The organism is Thermodesulfobacteriota bacterium, assembly GCA_040756475.1.
In the GTDB taxonomy this organism is placed as follows: Bacteria; Desulfobacterota; Deferrisomatia; order Deferrisomatales; family JACRMM01; genus JBFLZB01.
This window is the reverse complement of sequence record JBFLZB010000309.1, coordinates 1-3,228: the sequence shown is the minus strand read 5'-3', so window position 1 is coordinate 3,228 and position 3,228 is coordinate 1. Positions and strand designations below refer to the sequence as shown.

The following is a 3,228-nucleotide window of genomic DNA, read 5'->3' as shown; positions in this document are numbered from 1 at the left end:
GTTTTCGGCCGGCGCGGCCCTGCTCTTCGTCCTCTTCCGGCTCCTGGCCGGCGCCGTGGTGCGGCTCGCCCGGGCGGCTCCCCGGCCTCGCAACCCCCGCGTGCGCCTGGGGCTCGCCAACATCCACCGGCCCGGCTCGCCCAGCCGGAGCGCGATCTTCTCCCTGGGGCTGGGGCTCACGGCGCTCGTGGCCACGGCCCTGGTGCAGTCGGATCTGGCGGCCCTGGTGGAGCGCGACCTCCCGGAGCAGGCCCCCTCCTATTTCTTCGTCGACATCCTGGGGCACCAGGCCGAGGAGTTCGACCGGGCGGTTGCGGCGGTGCCCGGGGTGACCCGGGTGGAGCGCCTGCCCACGCTCCGGGGCTGGATCACCCACATTGCAGGGGTGCCGGTGGAGCAGGCGAACATCGCCCCCGAGGTCTCCTGGGCCGTGCGGGGCGACCGGTTCCTCACCTACAGCCGGCGCCCCCCCGAAGGCAGCCGCATCGGGGCCGGCGCCTGGTGGCCCGAGGAGTACGTCGGGCCGCCCCTGCTCTCGCTTGCCTCGGACCTCGCCGCGGGCTTCGGGGTGGGCGTGGGCGACACCCTCACGGTCAACGTGCTCGGCCGCGAGATCACCGCCGAGATCGCCAACCTGCGCGACGTGGAGTGGGCCACCCTGGCGCTGAACTTCGCCCTGGTCTTCGGCCCCGGGGTGCTGGAGGGCGCGCCCCAGTCCCACCTGGCCGCGGCCTACGCCGAGCCCGGGGCCGAAGAGGCGCTGTTCCGGGCCGTCACCGGCCGGTTTCCCAACGTCTCGGCCGTGCGGGTCAAGGAGGTGCTGGAGAACACCTCCCGGGTCATCGGCCGCATCGGCGGCGTCTTCCGGGCCGTGGGGGCGGTGGCCGTCCTCACCGGCCTCCTGGTGCTCGCGGGTGCCCTCTCTGCCGACCAGCACCGGCGGCTGCGCGACGCGATCATCTTCAAGGTCTGCGGCGCCACCCGCCGCGACATCCTCACCGCCTTCGGCACCGAGTTCCTGCTGCTGGGCCTCGCTGCGGGGGCGGTGGCCGCCCTGGCCGGCACCGGCGCCGCCTGGGCCGTGGCCGCGGGCATCTTGAAGACCCCGTTTTCCGTGCGCCCCCTCCCGGTGCTCCTCACCGTCGCCTCCGGCGTCGCCCTCACCCTGCTGCTGGGCCTGCTGGGCACCGCCCGGGTGCTGCGCCACAAGCCCGCGCGCTACCTGCGGGAGGGGTAGAGGATCGGCGCGACCCGCCGCCGCTTGTCCACGGCCGAAAGGAGCCGACGCCCATGAGAGCCGACCTGCATTTGCACAGCCGCTACTCCGGCGGGTTCAGGTACGGCTCCGACTGCCACGGCCCCGGCTCTCCCCACGAGAGCTCGGGAGGTTTCGGGGAAAGCTCGGGGGTTTGGGTGAGCACCGGAGCACGGTGGCATTGCGCCGGTTCGCTTGACCCTTTCCGGTCCGCGTGATAGCAGTGGCGTAAGCCGCCGCCCCGTGTGACGCGGGGGAGCGGCGGAGAAGGAGGCGGACGGGTGCTTGGAAGGGAACGTCGGCGGGGGGGGGCAGCACCCTGGCCGGCAGGTGACCGATGCCGCTCGATCTGAGCAGTCTTCGGAGCGCTGTGGCTGCCCTGGAGGCCACACTCGAACGCTGCGAGGACGCTGCGCTGCTGGCGCGGCTCGACGCCGTGACGCGAAACGCCCTGCGGGCCGGCGCGATCCAGCACTTTGAGTTCACGTTCGAGTTGTGCTGGAAGTTCTTGCAGCGCTGGCTGCGCGAAAACGCGACCCCGGAAGACGCCGACCACCCCCGCACGAGGAAGGAGTTGTTTCGCCTAGCCGCCCGCCACCGCCTGATCGACGACCCCGCGCCCTGGTTTGCATACGCCGATGCCCGGAATCTGACCTCACACACGTACAACCAGGTCCAGGCTGCGGCCGTGTACGAGTGTGCGAGGCGGTTTTCTTCGGACGCCCGACTCCTCTTGCAGCGCCTGGAGGGGGCCAATGATTGATCTCGCGGAGCGCCACCTTTCTGAGGTGCGGCTCATCCTGCGCACACGCGTACCTGGCCTCGAGGTTCGGGCTTTCGGTTCGCGCGTTGAGGGGACTGCCCAGAGGTTTTCGGACCTTGACCTTGCCCTGGTCGGCGAAGAGCCCCTCGACTGGCGGACCATCGAGGAGCTCAAAGACGCGTTTGCCGATTCGGATCTGCCCTTCTTGGTGGACGTCATCGACTGGCGCGCCGCCCCCCGTTCGTTCCGCGAGTCCATAGGCGAGCATTACGAGCGCCTCCAGTAGTCGCCTCTCTTCGCGTCTTCGAGTCCCACAGCAGGCCTTGTCCTCCCGGCAATCGCCTGCGCATCCACCCGGCCCCTCCCGGCTTCCGCCAACGTCCGGCAACGTTTGGACGCTGGCGCGCCGGCGATGCCGGGCCCGACGAAGCGGTTCTGTCCCGATCCGTGTGGGTTCGCGTGGCGGCTGAGAACCGGGGAGTACGGCCGTTTCACCCATAGGGGCGCACAGCGTGCGCCCGCCCTCGGGGCCACCCCGAATCCTCCGGGCGCACGGTGTGTGCCCCTACGCGCCTAGACGCCGCAAGAACTTACTGAGTGACTGCGGTTTCGTACTCACGATACAAGGTGCCCATGAGAGCCGACCTGCATTTGCACAGCCGCTACTCCGACGGGTGGGACTGGCCCGCCGGCGTGGGCGCCCGGGCGGCGGCGGCGGGGCTCGAGCTCGTGGCGCTCGCCGACCACGAATCCATGGAGGGGGTGGGGGAGTTCCTGGAGGCCTGCGGGCGCCTGGGCCTGGCCGCGGTTCCCGCGGCCGAGGTGGACTGCACGGCGCCCGAGCTCGGGTTCGACGGGGAGATCCTGGTCTACTTTCCCGGGGGCCGGTTCGGGGGCATGGCCGCGTTCCTGCGGGGGCGGCTGCGGGAGCGCGAGGAGCGCATGGGCCGGCTGGTGGGCCGCGCCCGGGAACTCTACGGCGCCGGCGCCCCCACCTTCGAGGAGCTCGGCCGGTTCAAGGCGGGCGGCCAGGACCCGGGCGCGCGGCTCCTGGCCTACGCCGTGGTGGACCTCTTCGAGTGCCTGAAGAGCCGGGGCGTCGTGCCCCCCCGGGCCGACTACCGGGGCTTCAAGGCCGCCCTCACGGGCGGCGACGCCCAGCCCAAGCCCCACGCCCGCTACGTGATCGCCCGGGCCCGGGCCGAGGGCG

4 protein-coding genes are annotated in these 3,228 nt (G+C 71.9%); all 4 read left to right on the top strand.

Annotated elements, in window-relative coordinates:
• A partial coding sequence (locus tag AB1578_22965; protein MEW6490760.1) for an FtsX-like permease family protein occupies positions 1–1,237 on the top strand: 1,237 nt, incomplete at its 5' end.
• 355 nt (positions 1,238–1,592) lie between these two features.
• Positions 1,593–2,018, top strand: a complete 426-nt coding sequence (locus tag AB1578_22960) for an HI0074 family nucleotidyltransferase substrate-binding subunit (protein ID MEW6490759.1) — start codon at positions 1,593–1,595, stop codon at positions 2,016–2,018.
• Positions 2,011–2,304, top strand: coding sequence for a nucleotidyltransferase domain-containing protein (locus tag AB1578_22955; protein ID MEW6490758.1), 294 nt, complete (start codon positions 2,011–2,013; stop codon positions 2,302–2,304). Before AB1578_22960 ends, AB1578_22955 begins: the two co-directional genes overlap by 8 nt.
• 347 nt (positions 2,305–2,651) lie before the next feature.
• A partial coding sequence (locus AB1578_22950) for a PHP domain-containing protein (GenBank protein ID MEW6490757.1) occupies positions 2,652–3,228 on the top strand: 577 nt, incomplete at its 3' end.